25 protein-coding genes are annotated in these 18546 nt (G+C 63.3%); 12 read left to right on the top strand and 13 right to left on the bottom strand.

What is annotated here, in order from left to right:
- Positions 1 to 11: 11 nt before the first annotated feature.
- On the bottom strand, positions 12 to 425 hold the full coding sequence (locus M9955_06130) for an ACT domain-containing protein (GenBank protein MCO5081224.1): 414 nt from the start codon (positions 423 to 425) through the stop codon (positions 12 to 14).
- Positions 426 to 517: 92 nt separating this feature from the next.
- On the opposite strand from M9955_06130, the gene M9955_06125 reads away from it, so the two are divergent.
- On the top strand, positions 518 to 1162 hold the full coding sequence (locus tag M9955_06125; protein ID MCO5081223.1) for a carbonic anhydrase: 645 nt from the start codon (positions 518 to 520) through the stop codon (positions 1160 to 1162).
- 60 nt (positions 1163 to 1222) lie between these two features.
- Here M9955_06125 and M9955_06120 read toward each other — a convergent pair whose 3' ends face one another.
- The 5 genes from M9955_06120 to M9955_06100 form a co-directional block, all read right to left on the bottom strand.
- Positions 1223 to 1648, bottom strand: coding sequence for an OsmC family protein (locus M9955_06120; GenBank protein ID MCO5081222.1), 426 nt, complete (start codon positions 1646 to 1648; stop codon positions 1223 to 1225).
- Positions 1649 to 1739: 91 nt separating this feature from the next.
- Positions 1740 to 1967: a hypothetical protein gene (locus M9955_06115; protein ID MCO5081221.1), complete on the bottom strand. Its 228-nt coding sequence runs from the start codon at positions 1965 to 1967 to the stop codon at positions 1740 to 1742.
- A 16-nt stretch (positions 1968 to 1983) separates the two neighbouring features.
- Positions 1984 to 2598: a LysE family translocator gene (locus tag M9955_06110; protein ID MCO5081220.1), complete on the bottom strand. Its 615-nt coding sequence runs from the start codon at positions 2596 to 2598 to the stop codon at positions 1984 to 1986.
- Between the two features lie 128 nt (positions 2599 to 2726).
- Positions 2727 to 4286 (bottom strand): aldehyde dehydrogenase family protein, encoded by a 1560-nt coding sequence (locus M9955_06105; GenBank protein MCO5081219.1) that lies wholly within the window; start codon positions 4284 to 4286, stop codon positions 2727 to 2729.
- Positions 4287 to 4538: 252 nt separating this feature from the next.
- Entirely contained in the window at positions 4539 to 5804 is a 1266-nt protein-coding gene (locus M9955_06100; GenBank protein ID MCO5081218.1) for a Glu/Leu/Phe/Val dehydrogenase, read from the bottom strand.
- 336 nt (positions 5805 to 6140) lie between these two features.
- Between M9955_06100 and M9955_06095 the strand changes: the two genes are divergently transcribed.
- Positions 6141 to 6491 (top strand): DUF488 domain-containing protein, encoded by a 351-nt coding sequence (locus M9955_06095; GenBank protein ID MCO5081217.1) that lies wholly within the window; start codon positions 6141 to 6143, stop codon positions 6489 to 6491.
- Here M9955_06095 and M9955_06090 read toward each other — a convergent pair whose 3' ends face one another.
- From M9955_06090 to M9955_06080, 3 genes are all read right to left on the bottom strand, one after another.
- Positions 6492 to 7118: a Tim44/TimA family putative adaptor protein gene (locus M9955_06090; GenBank protein MCO5081216.1), complete on the bottom strand. Its 627-nt coding sequence runs from the start codon at positions 7116 to 7118 to the stop codon at positions 6492 to 6494.
- 11 nt (positions 7119 to 7129) lie between these two features.
- Positions 7130 to 8722, bottom strand: a complete 1593-nt coding sequence (gene ctaD / locus M9955_06085) for a cytochrome c oxidase subunit I (protein MCO5081215.1) — start codon at positions 8720 to 8722, stop codon at positions 7130 to 7132.
- A 105-nt stretch (positions 8723 to 8827) separates the two neighbouring features.
- Entirely contained in the window at positions 8828 to 9475 is a 648-nt protein-coding gene (locus tag M9955_06080) for a 5-formyltetrahydrofolate cyclo-ligase (protein ID MCO5081214.1), read from the bottom strand.
- A gap of 107 nt (positions 9476 to 9582) precedes the next feature.
- Between M9955_06080 and M9955_06075 the strand changes: the two genes are divergently transcribed.
- The gene (locus M9955_06075; protein ID MCO5081213.1) at positions 9583 to 10431 is read left to right on the top strand and encodes a LysR family transcriptional regulator; all 849 of its coding nucleotides are present in this window, start codon (positions 9583 to 9585) and stop codon (positions 10429 to 10431) included.
- Between the two features lie 12 nt (positions 10432 to 10443).
- Here M9955_06075 and M9955_06070 read toward each other — a convergent pair whose 3' ends face one another.
- A complete protein-coding gene (locus M9955_06070; GenBank protein MCO5081212.1) occupies positions 10444 to 10680 on the bottom strand; it encodes a hypothetical protein in 237 nt (78 codons plus the stop codon).
- Between the two features lie 56 nt (positions 10681 to 10736).
- Positions 10737 to 11036 (bottom strand): XRE family transcriptional regulator, encoded by a 300-nt coding sequence (locus M9955_06065; GenBank protein MCO5081211.1) that lies wholly within the window; start codon positions 11034 to 11036, stop codon positions 10737 to 10739.
- 92 nt (positions 11037 to 11128) lie between these two features.
- Here M9955_06065 and M9955_06060 point away from each other — a divergent pair, with 92 nt between their 5' ends.
- The 3 genes from M9955_06060 (at position 11129) to M9955_06050 (ending at position 12769) form a co-directional block, all read left to right on the top strand.
- Positions 11129 to 11827, top strand: a complete 699-nt coding sequence (locus tag M9955_06060; GenBank protein ID MCO5081210.1) for an RNA polymerase sigma factor — start codon at positions 11129 to 11131, stop codon at positions 11825 to 11827.
- 89 nt (positions 11828 to 11916) lie between these two features.
- Positions 11917 to 12438 (top strand): DUF4142 domain-containing protein, encoded by a 522-nt coding sequence (locus tag M9955_06055; GenBank protein MCO5081209.1) that lies wholly within the window; start codon positions 11917 to 11919, stop codon positions 12436 to 12438.
- A gap of 10 nt (positions 12439 to 12448) precedes the next feature.
- Positions 12449 to 12769, top strand: coding sequence for a cupredoxin family copper-binding protein (locus M9955_06050; GenBank protein MCO5081208.1), 321 nt, complete (start codon positions 12449 to 12451; stop codon positions 12767 to 12769).
- A gap of 16 nt (positions 12770 to 12785) precedes the next feature.
- Here M9955_06050 and M9955_06045 read toward each other — a convergent pair whose 3' ends face one another.
- Both M9955_06045 and M9955_06040 read right to left on the bottom strand, forming a co-directional pair.
- Positions 12786 to 13301, bottom strand: a complete 516-nt coding sequence (locus M9955_06045) for a DUF2478 domain-containing protein (protein MCO5081207.1) — start codon at positions 13299 to 13301, stop codon at positions 12786 to 12788.
- A gap of 81 nt (positions 13302 to 13382) precedes the next feature.
- Positions 13383 to 14117 carry a hypothetical protein gene (locus M9955_06040; protein MCO5081206.1) on the bottom strand — a complete coding sequence of 245 codons (735 nt, stop codon included), beginning with the start codon at positions 14115 to 14117 and terminating at the stop codon, positions 13383 to 13385.
- A gap of 87 nt (positions 14118 to 14204) precedes the next feature.
- Between M9955_06040 and M9955_06035 the strand changes: the two genes are divergently transcribed.
- The 6 genes from M9955_06035 (at position 14205) to M9955_06010 (ending at position 18545) form a co-directional block, all read left to right on the top strand.
- Entirely contained in the window at positions 14205 to 14777 is a 573-nt protein-coding gene (locus M9955_06035; GenBank protein MCO5081205.1) for a MarR family transcriptional regulator, read from the top strand.
- A 2-nt stretch (positions 14778 to 14779) separates the two neighbouring features.
- Positions 14780 to 15253, top strand: coding sequence for a redoxin family protein (locus M9955_06030; GenBank protein MCO5081204.1), 474 nt, complete (start codon positions 14780 to 14782; stop codon positions 15251 to 15253).
- Between the two features lie 265 nt (positions 15254 to 15518).
- On the top strand, positions 15519 to 15959 hold the full coding sequence (locus tag M9955_06025) for an Rrf2 family transcriptional regulator (GenBank protein MCO5081203.1): 441 nt from the start codon (positions 15519 to 15521) through the stop codon (positions 15957 to 15959).
- Between the two features lie 11 nt (positions 15960 to 15970).
- On the top strand, positions 15971 to 17632 hold the full coding sequence (gene ccoN, locus M9955_06020; protein ID MCO5081202.1) for a cytochrome-c oxidase, cbb3-type subunit I: 1662 nt from the start codon (positions 15971 to 15973) through the stop codon (positions 17630 to 17632).
- A gap of 2 nt (positions 17633 to 17634) precedes the next feature.
- The gene (gene ccoO / locus M9955_06015; GenBank protein ID MCO5081201.1) at positions 17635 to 18369 is read left to right on the top strand and encodes a cytochrome-c oxidase, cbb3-type subunit II; all 735 of its coding nucleotides are present in this window, start codon (positions 17635 to 17637) and stop codon (positions 18367 to 18369) included.
- Positions 18370 to 18374: 5 nt separating this feature from the next.
- Complete coding sequence (locus M9955_06010) at positions 18375 to 18545, top strand: cbb3-type cytochrome c oxidase subunit 3 (GenBank protein MCO5081200.1); 171 nt, start codon at positions 18375 to 18377, stop codon at positions 18543 to 18545.
- Position 18546: the final 1 nt, after the last annotated feature.

Genomic DNA, 18546 nt, shown 5'->3' with positions numbered 1-18546 from the left:
GGTTCCTCCCTTCAAGGGGGAGGGCTCGTGTCAGAGCTGATCTCCCGCAGGATCGTCATCGCTTCCTCCGCCCGTGCTTCCGGCACGAACAGATGGTCGTGATGAAAGGCAGAGACGGGATTGACGCCGATTCCGGCCGCCGCGAGGCGTTGCGTGATCGCCGCCATGAAGCCGACGGCATCCAGCGAGGAATGTACGGTGAGCGTGATCATGCGGCAGCGGAAGATCGATGGCAGCGCCGCGGCTTCCGCTGCGGCGGTCGTCAGGATCAGTGTCGTGCCCTCCGCCTCCCTGAACGTCATCAGGGATTCGGCATGCGCTGGCATCGCTTTTTCGGGCGGAAGCGTGGCGAAGACATAGGTTCCGGTCGCCAGCACCGGCTGCATTGCCGAAAGCAGTCGCTGGAGGTCCGTTTCGCCGCTCATACCGTCCCCGCAGCTGTCATAGTTGGCGCTTCGCATATTGCATCGCAACAAGCGATTGATCCGATGATCCTGTCGCGGTAAGCGATAGCATCATGACCCATCTGCCGGAACGCTTGCTAACAGGTTATCGGAACTTCATGACCGGGCGCTATCAAAGCGAGACCGCCCGCTACAAGACGCTGGCGCGAGACGGCCAGAACCCGGAGATCATGATGATCGCCTGCTGCGACTCGCGGTCAGCGCCGGAAACGATCTTCGATGCCGGGCCGGGCGAGCTTTTCGTGCTGCGCAACGTCGCCAATCTCGTGCCGCCCTACGAGCCCGATGGCGAATTCCATTCGACGTCGGCGGCGCTCGAATTCGCGGTCCAGAGCCTGAAGATACGCAACATCGTCGTGATGGGCCATGGTCGCTGCGGCGGCATCAAGGCGGCCCTCAGCACCGGTGCCGAACCGCTCTCGCCTGGCGACTTCATCGGCAAATGGATGAGCCTGATCGGGCCTTCCGCCGATATCGTGGCCCAGAACTCGATGATGACGGCGACGGAGCGCCAGACGGCGCTCGAACGCATCTCGATACGCTTCTCCATCGCCAATCTGCGCACCTTCCCCTGCGTGCGCATCCTTGAGGAGAAGGGCAAGCTCAATCTCTATGGCGCATGGTTCGACATCTCGACAGGCGAACTCTGGATCATGAACCGCAATACCGGCGATTTCGAGCGTCCCGACCTCGCGTGAGCGCGAAAAAGCCGGGCTCGATGCGGCCCGGCTTGTCGCTCCGGATCGAAATGCCGTCGATCAGGCGAGTTTGGCGTCCAGCGTCACTTCGATCGCGCCGAGCGCCTTTGAGACGGGGCAGTTGGCCTTGGCCTTTTCCGCCAGTTCGCCGAATTTCGCCTGATCCAGCCCCGGAACGGTGCCAACCAGCGTCAACGCGCTTCTGGTGATACCGGTGCCGGGCACCAGTGTCACCGCGGCCTTGGCGTCCAGCTTCTCGGCGGGCGTGCCGTTCTCGGCCAGGAAATGCGAAAGCTGCATGGCGAAGCAGCTCGCATGGGCCGCTGCGATCAGCTCTTCGGGATTGGTGCCGGATTTCCCGCTCTCATCCTCGAAGCGCATCTTGAAGGAATAGGGCTGCGCCTTGAAGACGCCGCTCTGCAGATCGATCGTGCCGGAACCCTCCTTGAGCGTTCCCTTCCAGACGGCTGAAGCTGTGCGATCCATGAAAAATCTCCCTGGGTTGAAAATCCTGTCCGGGCCGCGACCGGCGCCGAGTCCAATATAGGATACGGGCGCATATCGGCTACTGCCGATATCAGCGAGGTTGCTCGGTCCGCTTCCTCCGCAGCACCAGAATGACGCCGGCAACGCCAAACGCAATGGCGACGAGCGGCCCTATGAAGAAAGCGAAACCCATTCCGATCCCGCCATCCCGGTCGAAGACAATCCCGAATTCCGTCAGAACGATATAGGCGCCTATCGACAGGACATAGCCGACCGCCAAGCCGGCGAGGAAGGCGGCGATCGCAGTCAGCGCACGCAATCCGGCCGATCCAGGCTCAGGACCGGGCAGCAATCGCGGCGGCCGCGCCCGCCATGGTGCCGGCGCTGATACGGTTGGCGACTCGCATGGCGCGCGGGCTGCGGATCAGCCGTCGCGCCTGCGCCGCGGCAAGCACCCATCCGACGTCGACGGCGACGAGCACCAATGTCATCGTGATCGTGAGTTCGGCCCAACCCAGCATGGTGACCGAATTCAGATCGATGATGGTCGGCAGAAGCGCCAGATAGAACATCATGATCTTGGGATTTCCCAGCGTCACGGCCATGCCGGTCAGGAATAGCTTCAGGGACGAATCCTCGCGCGGCAACTGTCCCTCCCCAACGGCGACCGGCGCCGTCCACATCTTGAAGGCCAGCCATGCGAGATAGGCCACCCCCGCCCATTTCACCGCGACGAACACGGGATGGAAGGTCTGGGCGATGTAGGCGAGGCCGAAGACGGTCAGCGACAGCCAGATCGCCTCGCCGATCCACATGGCGAGCAGGAACGGAAAGACGTCCCGAAAACCCTTGCTGATGACGCGCGCGATGAGCGCGGCGATCGATGGTCCCGGCGAACCGGCCGCAACCAGAAGCGCGCCGGCAAAGAGAAAAAGCGACGAGAGTTCCATGGACGCTCCGCTCGGAGTGTTGGTGCGCAACCAGCCTATCGCATCGTGTGCCACGGCGCACCCCCGATCCGCGGAGGTGCGAAAGTTTTAGGGAATGCGGCGGTTCGTTGGAACCGACGTGCAGGCTCTCAGGCGGAAGCGGAGCCCTTGTCCTCTCCCGAGGCGTCGATGTCGAACCTGACGCCCTGCGCCAGCGGCATGGCATTGCCGTAGTTGATGGCGTTGGTCTGCCGGCGCATATAGGCTTTCCAGGCATCCGAGCCGCTCTCGCGGCCGCCGCCGGTCTCCTTCTCGCCGCCGAAAGCGCCGCCGATCTCGGCGCCGGACGGTCCCATGTTGATGTTGGCGATGCCGCAATCCGAACCGCCGGCGGACAGGAACCGATCCGCGTCGCGCAGATCGGTGGTGAACATGGATGACGACAGACCTTGCGGCACGCCGTTCTGCAGCGCGATGGCATCGTCGATCGTCTTGTATTTCAGCACATAGAGGATCGGCGCAAACGTCTCGGCGACCACTGGCCCTGCCTGCTCCGGCGTCTCTACCAGCGCCGGCCGCACATAGAATGCGTCCGCCGCGACGCCATCGGTGAAACGCTCGCCGCCGGTTATTTTCCCGCCCAGCGCCTTCGCTTCGGCAAGCGCCTTCTGCATGTTGTCGAAGGCGGCCCTGTCGATCAGCGGCCCGACGAGCGCGTCACTGGCAAGCGGATTGCCGATGGAGACGGACGCATAGACGCGCCGCAGCTTCTCCACGAGGGCATCGTACACGCTTTCATGCACGATGAGACGACGGAGCGTGGTGCAGCGCTGGCCGGCCGTGCCCATCGCGCCGAAGGCGATGGCGCGCAGCGCCAGATCCAGATCGGCGGACGGCGCGACGATCGAGGCGTTGTTGCCGCCGAGTTCCAGTATGGCGCGCCCGAAGCGCGCCGCCACCTTCTGGCCGACGATGCGGCCCATGGCCGTCGAGCCGGTGGCGGAGACGACTGGCACGTGCTCGTCCTCGACCAGCGCCTCGCCGACGTCGCGGCCGCCGACGATGACCGACGAAAGTCCAGCCGGCGCATCGCCGAATTTCGCAGCGGCCCGCTCCACGAGCGCCTGCGTGGCAAGCGCCGTCAGCGGCGTCTTCTCGGACGGCTTCCAGACCACGCTGTCGCCGCAGACGAAGGCGAGGGCGGCATTCCAGCTCCACACGGCAACGGGGAAGTTGAAGGCGGAAATGACACCGACGACGCCGGCCGGATGCCACTGCTCCTGCAAACGATGGTCGGCACGCTCCGAACCCATGGTAAGGCCGTAGAGCTGGCGCGAGAGGCCGACCGCCAGATCGCAGATGTCGATCATTTCCTGCACTTCGCCGAGGCCTTCCGACACGATCTTGCCAGCCTCGATGGTGACGAGACGCCCGAGGTCGGCCTTCGCGGCCCGCAGTTCCTCACCGAGCAGCCGCACGAATTCGCCGCGGCGGGGCGCCGGGACCTTGCGCCAGGCGAGGAAAGCTTCCTGCGCGCGGCCGATCGTTGCCTTGACGTCCCCGGCGGAACTTTCGCGGACATTGGCGATGATTTCGCCCGTCAGCGGAGTGCGCACCGCGCGTGAACCGCCCGTCGTGAGCCTGGGATCGACGCCGAGCGAGGCGAGCAGTGATTTCACATCGTCAGCGATGCGCGTGGTGCCGGTCATGAAGGAACCTCTTGATCTTGAACATCCGGTCATTCGGCGTAAGCACAGGTGCCGCCGATCAAGGGATGTCGTGTTCACGTCTTGTGTGGGACTGGCATAGCTTCAGGCGATCCTGCCCGCAAGCGGATCAGCTTCTGTGCCAATTGAAAGGTTTCGACGTCGCCGGCCTGTGGACCTGTCCATGAAGGCGGAGGCGGTTTCCGCCTCTCGCCTGAATGAAAGCTCCCACCTTTGGGCGGGGAGCCTTTGGCCTCAGCTTGTGAAGAAGCTCTGCGTGCCGTGCGCCTCGATGGCCTCGGCGAGGCGACCCAGAGCATGGACGTAGGCGGCCGTGCGCATCGTCACGTCCTTTCCTCTCGATACGCGCCAGATCGCACGGCCCTCGCGCTCCATGATGGTCCGCAGCCGCTCGTGGATCTCCTCGACGGGCCAGTAGTATCCCTGCCTGTTCTGCACCCACTCGAAATAGGAGACGGTGACGCCGCCGGCATTCGCCAGTATGTCCGGCAGAACCGTGGCGCCCTTCCCGGCGAGGATCGTGTCGGCTTCGGGAGTCACGGGACCGTTGGCGAGTTCGAGGACGAGCTTTGCCTTGACCGACGCCGCGTTTCCGTCGTGGATCATGTTCTCCAATGCCGCGGGCACCAGCAAATCGCATTCCACGCCGACAAGGTCATCCTGTCTCAGGCTTTCGTGTCCGCCCTGGCCCACCGTGCTGGCCACCGATTTTCCCTGAGCCTTGGCGTCGAGAAGCATGTCGATATGAAGCCCGACATCCGCTTTCACGGCGCCTTCGGAATCGGAGACGGCGACGATCTTGTGTCCGTCGGCCGCGAGGAGCCGCGCAATGTGCTGGCCGGCGTTGCCGAAGCCCTGAATGGCGACGCGCATTGTCTGGCTGAGGCCCAGGTCCTCGGCGAGGTGGCGGACCAGATAATAGCCGCCGCGCGCCGTCGCATCGCCGCGGCCGAGCGAGCCGCCGAGCGCGATCGGCTTGCCGGTGATGACGGCGGGTTCGGCCTGTCCGACGATCTGCGCATATTCGTCGGCCATCCAGCCCATGATCATCGAATTCGTGTAGACGTCCGGCGCGGGAATGTCCCGGTCCGGCCCGATGATACGGGCGAAAGCCTGAATGTAGGCGCGCGACAGGCGCTCCAGCTCGGCTTTGGACAGCTTGCGCGGATCGACCTGGACGGCACCCTTGCCGCCGCCATAGGGCAGGTTCATCACGGCGCATTTGAAGGTCATCCAGAACGCCAGAGTCTCAACCTCGTCGGCGGTGGAGTCGGGATGGAAGCGGATGCCGCCCTTGGTCGGGCCGCGCGTGTCGTCGTAGCGGCAACGCCATGCGAGGAAGGATTTTCGCGATCCGTCGTCCATGCGGATCATCAGGCGAACCTTGGTGGTTTCTCGCGCGTATTTCAGTTTCTCGATCACGTCCGGGTCGATGTTGAGATGAGCCGCTGCTTCGTCCAGGCGAACCAGCGCGTTGTCGAGAAGACTGTCGTCAGCCATCATGGCTCCTGAGAGTTGGATTGGTTTGCGGCATCTGCATAAAATACGGGCAAGGCCTTCGCAACCAGAGACAGTGTTACTGACCTATTTTTAGGCGATATGCTGTCGCTATAGGCGATCGGCGCCGGATCGACGGAACGTTCCGGTCGCAGCCGACTATGTCGGCACGCCGTTCCCGTGCGATTTTTTGCATCCACGCTGCATTTAATTTCAGTTGTGAGGCAACGTCATGCCCCGGATACTGGGCCTTCGTCCTGGATCGATTCCGCCGAGGAGATTTGTCGTGTCCGGCGCAATGATGCCATTGCCTGTCCGATGCGCGCGAACGAGGCCGGCATGAAACTCCAGTTGAAGCGCGTTTACGAGAAGCCGGCTTCCGGGGACGGCCTTCGGATTCTCGTTGACCGCCTCTGGCCGCGCGGGCTGACGAAGGAGGAAGCCAAGGTCGACCTCTGGCTGAAGGAGATCGCGCCGAGCGCCGAACTGCGCCGGTGGTTCGGGCACGATCCGGACAAATGGCCGGAATTCCGCCGCCGCTACCGGGCTGAACTCGATGAGAAGGGCGAGGAGATCGCTACCCTGCGAACCAGAGGCGGCAAGGGCCTGGTGACGCTTCTCTACGGTGCGAAGGACGAGGCGCACAATCAGGCCGTCGTGCTGAAGGAATTCATCGAAGACGGAAAGTGATCACGCCAGTTCGCCTTGCTCGCCGTCGGTCTCGACGATTACCCATGAGTCACTTTTGAGCGGCAGCGCACGCGCGAAGGTCCAGCGGTCGGCTGTCGACTGGATCGCGACGGGATCGCCGCGGATCACATCACCAGGCGCCGAACGCTCGGCTTTGACGATCTGGCTGCGGAACAGCACTGTGATCTCCAAGGCCTCGACAGTCGTCCGGACGTGAGCGATCTCGGCCGACTCGATGCCGATCAGCGTCAGTTCCAGTATTTCCCGCCTTTTGCGCCGATCCGCGCAGGTCTCCTGGAAGATCTCCATAACCTCCGTCGAAAGGAGCTCGCGCAGCGTGTGGATGTCGTCCCGCGCATAGGCTTGGAGGACTATCTCGTATGCTTTTTGCGCGCCAGCGAGGAACGCCGTCACGCCGAAGCGTGGATCGAGCCTGCAAATCTCCGCAAAACGCGGATCAGGCTCGGCGGGCGGCGTCTCTTTCCTGCGTGGCCGCGATGCGTGCGGGGCAGCATCGCCGGGCCAGTTCGGTCCGAAGAATATATCCAGTGTCGACAGGAGCGCCCACCAGCACGACAGGAGGACGAGCGCGGGAAGGCTGCTGGCAGCGGCGTCGGCTTCGGTCATCGCGGCCTCCGTCAGCGAATCCGTGGAAGCGAGCTGAACTGGTGGTAGGGTGGCGGCGAGGACAGTGTCCATTCCAGCGTCGTGGCGCCTTCACCCCACGGATTGCCGGCCGCCTCGCGCTTGCGCGCGAACGCTTCCGCGACGGCGATGAAGAAGACGACAAGTCCCGCCGCCGAGATATAGGAGCCGACCGAGGAAACGAAATTCCAGCCGGCGAACGCGTCCGGGTAGTCCGCGTAGCGGCGCGGCATGCCGGCAAGACCCAGGAAGTGCTGCGGGAAGAAGACGAGGTTGACGCCGACGAAGGTCAGCCAGAAATGCAGTTTTCCGAGCGTCTCGCTCATCATGTAGCCGGTCATCTTCGGGAACCAGTAATACCAGGCGGCGAAGATGGCGAAGGCCGCGCCCAGCGACAGCACGTAGTGGAAATGCGCGACGACATAGTAGGTGTCGTGGAACACGCGGTCGATGCCCGGATTGGCGAGAACCACGCCGGTGACGCCGCCAATTGTGAAGAGCAGCACGAAGCCGGTCGCCCAAAGCATCGGCGTCCTGAAGGTGATCGAGCCGCCCCACATCGTCGCCAGCCACGAGAAGACCTTGATGCCGGTGGGCACGGCGATGACCATCGAGGCGAAGGCGAAATAACGCTGCGAATCGACCGACATCCCGACGGTGAACATGTGGTGAGCCCACACCACGAAACCGATCAGGCCGATCGCCACCATGGCGTACGCCATGCCGAGATAGCCGAAGATCGGCTTCTTCGCGAAGGTCGAGATGACGTGGCTGATGATGCCGAAGCCCGGCAGGATCATGATGTAGACTTCGGGATGCCCGAAGAACCAGAACAGATGCTGGTAGAGGATCGGGTCGCCGCCGTTCTCCGGCACGAAGAAGGCCGTGCCGAAATTGCGGTCGGTCAACAGCATGGTGATCGCGCCGGCAAGCACCGGCAGGGCCAGCAGCAGCATGAACGCTGTCACCAGCATCGACCAGGCGAAGAGAGGCATCTTGTGCAGGGTCATGCCTGGCGCACGCATGTTGAAGATGGTGGTGATGAAGTTGATGGCTCCGAGGATGGAGGATGCGCCGGACAGGTGGATCGACAGGATGACGAGATCGACCGCCGGTCCTGGCTGGCCTGCCGTCGAATAGGGCGGATAGAGCGTCCAGCCGCCGCCATGTCCGGGCGCGCCGGAGGCGCCGGGCATGAACATGGACATGATGAACAGGACGAGCGAGGCCGCGAGCAGCCAGAACGAGACGTTGTTCATGCGTGGAAACGCCATGTCCGGCGCGCCGATCATGATCGGCACGAACCAGTTGCCGAAGCCGCCTATCAGCGCCGGCATGATGACGAAGAAGATCATCACCAGCCCGTGCGAGCTGACGACGACGTTGAAGAGGTTCGGATCCGCGAAGAACTGCAGCCCGGGCTCCTGCAACTCCATCCGCAGCGCGACGGACAGGCCCGTGCCGAGTATGCCCGACAGCATGGACAGGATCAGGTAGAGCGTCCCGATGTCCTTGTGGTTGGTCGAAAACAGCCAGCGCGTGAGAAATGCGGGTCTCGGGTCCTCTATCGCGGTCGCGTCCGACATGGCCTCCTGCCTTTCTGTCATGGCAGGCTTGGCGGTTTCGGAAAAGGACGGCGTCTTGAGTCCGTCGTCGCAATAGGGAAACAGGCCGCGCCTGCGTCTTTTCGATCAGTCCGTGACGATCACATCCATCGGAATGTCATGGGTTTGGGGATGGATCGTCGGTATCCGGGCCTCCGCATAGCCGACGCCGATCGCCAGCGGCTTTCGCGGCATGATCGCCAGCGTGCGGTCGAAGAAGCCGCCGCCATAGCCGAGGCGATAGTGCGCGTCGTCGAAGCCGACGACCGGCGCGATCACGACATCCGGCTGCACGGCAGGGCCTCGCGAGGGCACGAGGATATTCCAGACGCCGCGCTCCAGCGGATCGCCCGGCGACCAGATCCGGTATTCGAGGGGCCATCCCTTCTGGATCACGACAGGCAACGCGATGCGTCCGCCGCGCTCTATGACGCGGATTCCCCAGTTGCGGAGATCAGGCTCCCCTTTGAACGGCCAGTAGGTGCCGACGACGCGGCCGCTGAACTTGCCGATGGTCAGGTCGAGCATGCTCGCTATGCGCGACGAGCGCGCCTGGCGATCGTCCGGCGTGAGGGCGAGACGCGCTTCGAGGAGGCGTGTGCGCTCGGCCCTTCGCCACTTCGATACGTCGCTCCAGGCATCCGTGCGCAGGGGCCCGACCCGGTAATCCGGCTGGAGTTCATGCATGAAGCAGGGCGGTGAAGCGTATTCGGCTGTCTCGATGTCGTCTGGCATCGCTGGGTTTCCGGACTGTCGGCATCAATCCTGAGAGGCTGAAAACCGGAAGGCAAACGGAATTAAATGCTGTATGAGTGCAAAAATATTGCATTGAAGTGGTGGCCATGGATATCGACCGCGCCCGCACGTTTCTGGAGATCGTTCATACGGGAAGCTTTCTGAAGGCCTCGGACCGACTTCACGTGACGCAGACCACAGTCAGCGCGCGTATACGCACGCTCGAGGAAGGGCTCGGACGCCGGCTGTTCGTGCGCACGCGCAACGGCGCCACGCTGACGCCGGCGGGCCGTGAGTTCGAGCGCTTCGCGCAATCCTTCGTCCAGATCTGGGAGCGGGCGCGGCAACAGCTGACCATCCCGCCGGGACGCACCAGTGTCGTGGCGCTGGGCGGCGAGCTCAGCCTGTGGAATCCGCTGCTGCTCGACTGGCTCGTCTGGATGAAGGCGGAGCAGCCCAAGATCGCGATCCATGCCCATGTCGGCGTGCCTGACCAGTTGCTGGAACAGCTGCGCACGGGCGTGCTGGACGTGGCGGTTCTCTACGCGCCGAAGATGCTACCGGGCTTCAAGGTGGAGCTGGTTGAGGAAGAGCAACTGGTACTCGTCAGGACCATTCGTGGGGATGATGCGTCCCGGCCGCCGGATTATGTCCATGTCGACTGGGGACCGCAATTCGCCGCGCAGCATGGGTTTGGCCCGGCCGCTTTCGGTGAGCCCGGCCTCCTTGTGGGGTTGGGGCCGCTCGGTCTCAGCTACATACTGCGCGCCGGCGGCATGGGCTATTTCAGGAAGGGCGTGGTCAAGCCGCATCTCGATGCGGGACAACTGGAACTGGTGGAAGGCGCCCCGGAATTCACCTATCCGGCATACGCGGTCTACCCGGAATCCGCCGAGACCCGTGACGATGTCCAGGAAGCGCTGCGCGGCCTGAAGGAGGTGGTCAGGGAACACTGACCGACGCTAGCGCTAGCGATCCGGGTCTTCCCGTCGGCCCTCCAGCAGCCTGTCGATGACCAGTGCACGGCCCTTACGGCTGATGCCTGTTCCTTCGGGCCTTCGGACTGCCAATCCGAGGTGGGTCAGCCGCTCGCCAAGGGCTTCGTCCAGATCGGGATAGCGGCCACGATTCATGCGTTTCAGCGCCGCCTGTTCCGCCTCGGAAAGGTCCTCCCATGTCACGTCCGGCGCCGGGCCGGACGCCACTACCTCCGCGCCGGATTCGGCCGCGCGAATTCTTTGTGCGCGACCCCGCCGCGTTCTCAAGGCACGTCGTCCGTACCGACGGCTCCGCCTTCGCCTTCGAGCGTGGCGATCCTGCGGACATCGGCGCGGCTGAATTTGAGCCGGACGCCGATCCCTCCGCCATTCTCGGGAATGAAGGATGCACCTCCGGCTTCAAGCGCACGCTCGATCTTTCGCCGGTCGTCGATGCCCGGATCGTCGAGCCTGCGCTCGAACGCCTCGATGACGGCTACGTCGACACCGGCCTTGCGCGCCAGCACGTCCCGTGTCCATTCGACCAAGGCACGCGCAGCGCGGCACTGAGCTCCCGTTATCACGATCGATATTGTCTCCTTTGAAATGCGCGATCAGGATGCGGCCGGGAACCTTTTCCTGCAAGCGTCATCCAATGGGCCACAAGGAGACCTCCATGCGCCTGAAGGAAGCCCGAATCCCTGCACCGGAGACAAGGTCCGATGACATGGATCTGGTGTCGCGGGCGCTCGCGCGCGACAGGGATGCGTTCCGGACAATCATGAAACGGAACAACCAGCGCCTCTATCGCATTGCCCGAGCCGTCGTCCGCGACGACGCAGAAGCCGAAGACGTCGTGCAGGAAGCTTATCTGCTGGCCTTTTCGCACCTTGACGCTTTCCGAGGCGCCTCGCTGCTCTCGACATGGCTGTCGCGCATCACCATGAACGAGGCGCTCGGCCGGTTGCGCAAAAAGCGGCGGGCCGAAGGGAACGGCCTTGCGCCCATGGCTGCGTCAGCTGAAGCGGAAATCATCCCGTTTCCCCTGAACGTCGAGGGCGGCAATCCGGAGCGGGCCATGGCACAACGTCAGATTCTACGACTGGTGGAGCAGGCGACCGAAAATCTTCCCGAAGCCTTCCGCACCGTCTTCATCGCAAGGGTGATCGAAGGGATGAGCGTGGAGGAGACAGCGGAACTGTTCGGCGTGCAGCCGCAGACCGTGAAGACACGGCTGCATCGCGCCCGTGCCCTTGTCCGCAAGGAAATCGACGCGAAAATTGGCCCCGTCCTGCTCGACGCCTTTCCGTTCGCGGGCCAACGCTGCGACCGGCTGACCGCTGCGGTTCTCGCGCGGCTCGGCTTCGACGCGTGATTTTTCCGGGAACGTTTCCTTCCGGACGACATCCAATCCGTGCCAACCGAAAACACGCGGTGCTGCTGCACCGGCGAGAGGAGATATTCATGCCTGCAAGATCGATACTGGCGGCGCTGGCCGCCCTGTGCCTCGCGGGGTCCGCCGCCCTGGCCCAGGACAAGCCGACCGACCCGCAAATCGCCCATATCGCCTACACGGCGGGCGTCATCGACATCGAGGCTGCGAAGCTGGCCGTCGAGAAATCGAAAACCAACGCGGTCGTCGACTTCGCCAACGACATGATCCGCGATCATGAGGCGGTCAACGTCCAGGCGCTGGATCTCGTCAAGAAGCTGGGCGTCACGCCTGAAGACAACGACACGAGCAAGGCGTTGACTCAGGCTGCGTCCGATAAACGCGCCGAACTCGCCTCGCTCGACGGCGCGGCCTTCGACAAGGCCTATGTCGAGAACGAGGTCGCCTATCACAAGCAGGTGAATGGCGCACTGGAGACATTGCTGATCCCGTCGGCTGAAAACGCCGAGCTCAAGGGTCTGCTGGAGACGGGCCTGAAGCTGTTCCAGGGCCATCAGGCGCATGCCGAGCACGTGGCGGCCGAGCTGGAATAGGAGAAATGTCATGCCAATCGAGCGTCGTCTGTGGCTTTCGCTCGCGCTTGTTCTGCCCATGGGCGTCGCTCAGGCGCAGGCCGAGACGATCCAGGTCGTCATCGACAAGCTGACGTTCTCTCCGGCCGTCATTACAGCGAAGGCCGGCGACACGATCGAGTGGGTCAACAAGGACGCGCTGGCCCACACGGCGACCGTAAGGGGCGGGTGGGAGGTGATGATCCCACCGAAGAAGACGGTTGCCCAAACGCTCGACAAGGCGGAGACCGTGGATTTCTACTGCCGCTTCCATCCGAACATGAAGGGCAGCCTCACAGTCGAACCTGAATAAGGGTACGGCCGGATCTTCACGCGTGCCGTGGCGCGACTGCGCGCCACCATTCTCCGATCGCGGGCAGGCGGGCATCGATCCAGACGGCCGTGGGCGCAAAGGTTTTCAAGGCCGCGACATGCTTCTGCGAGACCGTCGTCAGCAGCGGCTTTTCCGCCGCTACGGCAGCCGCGAACGCCGCCCAAAGACCGCGTTGCATCGCCTCGAGCTTGCCGAACTTGCTGAGGACCACGACATCGGCCGAGGGAATCTGTTCGAGCAGGCCCGCACATGCCGTCTCCATCCCCGCGACGTCGAGATGGCAGGTCGTGAGAGCGGGAGGCGTATCGAGGCGAATCGAATATTCGCCGTTCGAGGCGATGTCCTGCAAGGAGCCAGCGCTGCATGTCTCGTTGGGGCTTGTGTTCCGCGCAAGCAATCCGACAACCCGCGCGCCCGCCATCGACCAGTCGGTGGCCGCAGCGGCGAGGAGGGCCGGAGAGTCCAGCCCTTCATGGTTTGCAATGACGGCGATGGTGCCAGGCGCGGACATAGCAAGTTTTTCCATAGCATGGCGAAGGCTGTTTGCCGAATCGGTCATGCGGTCTGCCTTTATCCGACCAATCCCGGGGCTTCAGTTCGCCTTTTTCACGATAACGCCTGGCAGCGACAGGTTGCCCGATGCGATCTTGTAGGTCCCGGTCACGCATAGCAGCGGCGCCTTGCCCTCCGCATTGACCTGAAGATGCGCCGCCACCGCGTCGAAGTTCACGTTCTCGGCGTCTGCCACCGGCACGGTGATACGCACCGTGCTGCCCTTGATGAGCGGGCTCATGCCAGGACTGTCGAGCGCGAGCGGCAATCCGGGTGCGGTGTCGGGCAGCAGATCCTGGCCGGGCGAGACATCGCGGACCTTGAGGCCGCCGGCGCAGGCAGCATCCTCGCCGAGCACGACCCAATGCGAATGCCAGCCGGCGCCGTCATTGGCCGGATCGCCATCGCCGTTCTCGTCATAGAGCGGCGTGTCGTCGAAGTCCGGATGAGCCGTGATGGCAAGCGCCAGGATTCCCGATCCCGCTTCAAATCCGGCGGCAGCAGGATCGAGCCTGGTTGGCCACACATAGGCGTCGACCTTGGCCCCTTCCAGCTTGCCGGTCTTTTCCGGGATGAGCGAGCCCGCCTCGCCGACGACTTCCATCGAGAAGGTTGCGAGGCGTCCGTCCGTGGTCGCCTCGGCGCCGGTGATGTCGAAGGCCGGTGCCACCGAGACATCCTTTTCCGCCTTGATGCCATGCGCCGTAGCCAGCATGGCCGATGCCGCCAGAAAGCCCGTCGAGAGAAGCAGGGTTCGGATGTTTGTTCCAGGCATGATCGTGCTCCGCAACTTGATAATAGCGAGTCGCTACTATATGGATCATGCTGAAAGAAGCGAACGAGTCAATAGCGAGTCGCTATCATGGTAGTTTCCGAGTCAGCGCTGGAAGCAGCGCGGCTGATCGACAGGATCGAACGGCTGGTGCGTAGCGGCGTGACGATCCACGGTCTCAACCCGGCGCAGTGGGAAGCACTGCGCTACCTTGCGCGCGCCAACCGTTTTTCCCGGACGCCGGCCGGCCTGGCAGCCTATCTGGGTTCGACTCGCGGGACGGTATCCCAGACGCTGATCGCGCTGGAGCAGAAAGGTTTCGTTGCCCGTCAGGCCAGTGACAGGGACCGACGCTCGATCGATCTGAGCCTGACTGCGAAGGGACTGGAAGCGCTCGCGGAAGATCCGTTGCTGGGCCTTGCCCGTGATGTCGCCGGAGCGGCAGGCGACGAGATTTCCTCCATCGTCGCCATGCTGAAACGCGCCTTGCGCTCCACGATCCGCCGCAATGGCGGCAGGCCGTTCGGCCTGTGCCGGACCTGCCGGTATTTCCGGCGTGATGATGACCCGTCACGTATGGGGTCGCATTTTTGCACGCTGCTTAAGGAGCCGCTTTCGGAAACCGATGGCGCTCAAATCTGCCTCGAACAGGAGGACGCCTGACTATGAGTTCGCTCGATACCGCTCCCGAACTTGATGTCACGCAGTGGTTCAACACGCCCGAGCCAATGACGCTTGGCGCTTTGCGCGGCAAGGTCGTCCTGCTGCATGCCTTCCAGATGCTGTGCCCGGGCTGCGTGCGCTCCGGCATTCCCCAAGCCCAGCGGATCGCGGCGATCTTCCCGGGGAGCGAGGTGGTAGTCATCGGCATTCACACGGTCTTCGAACATCACGAGGCGATGACGCCGGTGGCGCTCGCCGCTTTCATCCACGAATATCGCCTGACGTTTCCGGTCGCGGTCGACCGCCCGGCTGGCGATGGACCGATACCCAGCACCATGGCGGCGTATGGCATGCGCGGAACGCCGAGCCTTGTCCTCATCGACCGCACCGGCAGGGTGCGCCGCCATTCCTTCGGCGCTGAAGACGATCTGAAAGTGGGCGCGGAAATCGGTTTGCTGATGGCCGAGCCCATGTAGCATTCGATCGAGCAGGTTGTCGGCGGAAGACGGTGCTGCGAGCTTGCGCGCCGCTGCGACGCTTTGAACCGTAGGGAGGGTGACAAGTGTCTGATAAGTGGTATCCTGAATGCCAGTTAAGAGAGGTGGAAAGCCATGGTCGACTTCATGCGGCCAGAGCCATCGGCGAGCGCGGGCGCAAGCGACCGGTACCGCAGCCCGGCAATGCGGTTTCCGCTTCTCCGGTGACGATGCGATCCGACCCATGCCGGAGAGACCATAGCCGATGCGCATGACGCTTCACACCGATTATGCGCTGAGAATGCTGATCTATGTGGCGATGCGACATGATCGCAGCTGCACCGTAAGCGATGTCGCGGAGGCATACGGGCTCTCGCGCAACCATCTTCTCAAGGTGGCGCTGATGCTGCGCAGGCTCGGCTTTATCGATACCGCGCGTGGCCGCAAGGGCGGCATCCGGCTAGCGAGAACGCCCGACAGCATCAACATCGGAACACTGGTCCGCTCGACCAAGGAGGACTTTTCGCTCGTGGAATGCATGCAGTCGGGCAATTGCGCCATTTCGCCGGCATGTCGCCTGAAAGGTATCTTCGGCGAGGCCCTGGACGCCTATCTGGCGGTGCTCGACAAATATACCCTGGCGGACATCACCCGCAACAGAAGAGCGCTGAGATCTCTTCTGGACATCGATCTGCACGCGGCATGAGGTCGAGAGATATGGTCAAGATTATATCCGGGCTGACGGTCACGGAACGGCAGTATTCCCTTCTCACCCTCTTCGTGCTGGCCATCATCGGCCTGACCATGGCGGCAGGCGGCCGCGGCGATCCGCTGGGCATACACGGCTTCATCGTGCTCGCCTTCAGTCTCGCCCTCGCCTTCGCGGTGATGGCGGGATATTACGAGCCGGAACCCGACGAGAGCAGACTTTCCCGCTACTATGACGATCCCACCCGCGCCGGCATCGTGCTGGCGATGGGCTGGGCGGTCGTCGGCATGTTCGTCGGCGTCTGGGTGGCGGCGCTGCTGGCATGGCCGGAACTGACTTTCGTCGATCAGGCATGGGCGAGCTTCGGCCGTCTCCGTCCGGTGCATACGAGCGGCGTCATCTTCGGCTTCGGCGGCAATGCGCTGATCGCCACGTCCTTTCATGTGCTCCAGCGTACCTCGCGGGCGCGTCTTCCCGACCAGTTCAGCCCTTGGTTCGTGCTGATCGGCTACAATCTGTTCTGCGTGCTGGCGGCCAGCGGCTATCTGATGGGGCTGACCCAGTCCAAGGAATATGCCGAGCCGGAATGGTATGCCGACATCTGGTTGGTGATTGTCTGGGTCGTCTATTTCCTGATCTACATCCGTACGCTGCAGCGGCGGAAGGAGCCGCATATCTACGTCGCCAACTGGTACTACATGGCCTTCATCCTGGTGGTGGCGGTGCTGCACATCGTCAACAACCTGGCAGTGCCGGTCTCGTTCGGCCATGCCAAGAGCTATTCGCTGTTCTCCGGCGTGCAGGATGCGATGACGCAGTGGTGGTACGGCCACAACGCGGTCGCCTTCTTCCTGACGGCGGGCTTCCTCGGCATGATGTATTACTACCTGCCGAAGCGGGCCGGACGGCCGATCTTCTCCTACCGTCTCTCCATCATCAGCTTCTGGGGCATCACCTTCATGTATATGTGGGCGGGCTCGCACCACCTGCATTACACGGCACTGCCGCAATGGGTGCAGACACTCGGCATGACCTTCTCCGTGGTGCTGCTGGTGCCGTCCTGGGCGTCGGCCGGCAACGCCCTCGCTACCCTGAACGGCGCCTGGCACAAGGTGCGCGACGACGCCACGCTGCGCTTCATGATGGTCGCGGCCGTCTTCTACGGGCTGTCGACCTTCGAGGGTTCGTTCATGGCGATCCGCGCCGTAAACTCGCTCTCGCATTACACGGACTGGACCGTCGGCCATGTCCATGCCGGCGCGCTCGGCTGGGTGGCGATGATCACATTCGGCTCGATCTACGCGCTGGTGCCGTGGATGTGGAAGCAGGAGCGCATGTATTCGCCGAAGCTGGTCGAGGTCCATTTCTGGCTCGCGCTCGCTGGCACCGTCATATACGTCTTCTCCATGTGGAATTCCGGCATCATCCAGGGGCTGATGTGGCGGACCTACAATGACAGCGGCACGCTGGCCTATTCCTTCATTGACAGCCTCGTCGCGATGCATCCCTATTATATCGCGCGCACTGTCGGCGGCCTGTGCTTCCTCGCCGGCGCGGTCGTCGGCTCCTACAATGTCTGGATGACGATCCGCATGCCGCGGTTGGGGACGAGCGAGCGCGAAGCCGAGGCGGATCTGCCCGCCGGCGCGGCCGTTCAGCCGGGAGAGTGAGCATGGGCGAGTTCTTCCATCGCAAGATCGAACGCAGCGCCATCGGCTTCGTGCTGGCCATCATCGGCGTTTCGGCAATCGGCGGCTTTGTCGAGATCGCTCCGCTCTTCACCATCCACGAGACGGTTGAGGAAGCGCCCGACATGCGCGTCTACACGCCGCTCGAACTGGCCGGCCGCAACCTTTACATCCGCGAAGGCTGCTATGCCTGCCATTCGCAGATGATCCGCACGCTGCGCGACGAGGTCGAGCGCTATGGTCCGTTCTCGCTTGCCGTCGAGTCGCAATACGACCATCCGATGCTGTGGGGATCGAAGCGCACCGGCCCCGATCTGGCGCGGGTGGGGGGCAAGTATTCCGATGCCTGGCATGTTGCGCACCTCGTCAATCCGCGCGACGTCGTGCCGGAATCGATCATGCCCCGCTACGGATGGCTGCAGCGCAACGCGCTGAAGATCGACGATCTCGGCGAGCATCTGGCGGCGCAGCGGGCGGTCGGCGTGCCGTACACGGACGAGATGATCGCCAGCGCCACGGCCGATGCCTACGGTCAGGCCGCGCCGGATAGCGATGCGTCGGGTGGTGTCTCGGAACGTTACGGCGCGGCGACCAATGTCCGCGCCTTCGACGGCGATCCGGGGCGCCTCACCGAGATGGATGCGCTGGTCGCTTATCTCCAGATCCTCGGCCGGTTGACCGAGGCTCCCTACAAGCAGACGGCTGCGGCGGAGGAATAAGGGGGATGGAATTCGATCACCAGTCCATCGTGGCCTTCGCCAAGAGTTGGGGTCTTTTCTATCTGATCGCGCTGGCGCTGGCCGTTCTGATCTATGCCTTTTGGCCCGGGAACAGGAAACGCTTCGACCGGGCCAAGAACAGTATTCTCGACAAGGACGACAGGCCGGGGGAGTAGC

This window comes from Rhizobiaceae bacterium, assembly GCA_023953845.1.
Lineage (GTDB): Bacteria > Pseudomonadota > Alphaproteobacteria > Rhizobiales > Rhizobiaceae > Arvimicrobium.
The sequence above is the reverse complement of the archived record's forward strand: the minus strand, read 5'-3'. Positions and strand labels throughout refer to the sequence as shown.